We start from the raw sequence: 282 nt of genomic DNA on the forward strand, positions 1-282 counted from the left end.
GAGCTGGCGCTGACCCCGCTTCCCGACGATGTGGACATGTGCCTGGCCGAGGCGGAGGAGTTGCTGTTCGCCCGCGACCGGATCACCAGCGCCCTGGCCGACCGCGTCGGCCGGGTCCACCGAGCAGGTCAGGCCAGGCAGCATGGCCATGCCTCCACCCGCTGCTGGTTGCGCACCGCCGGGGGGATGACCGTGGGCGGAGCTGGCCGCCTGCTCACCCTCGGCGCGGAACTACCCCGCCTCCCCGTCGTGCGGGAGAAGTTCGCTGCGGGTGAGCTGGCA

At 72.7% G+C, this 282-nt stretch carries 1 protein-coding gene; it reads left to right on the forward strand.

The genetic code is table 11. The features are described 5' to 3' along the window. A partial coding sequence (locus HCK04_RS40770; RefSeq protein ID WP_205831308.1) for a hypothetical protein occupies nt 1-282 on the forward strand: 282 nt, incomplete at both ends.

The sequence above is a fragment of the Microbispora sp. CL1-1 genome (assembly GCF_012034195.1).
In the GTDB taxonomy this organism is placed as follows: domain Bacteria; phylum Actinomycetota; class Actinomycetes; order Streptosporangiales; family Streptosporangiaceae; genus Microbispora.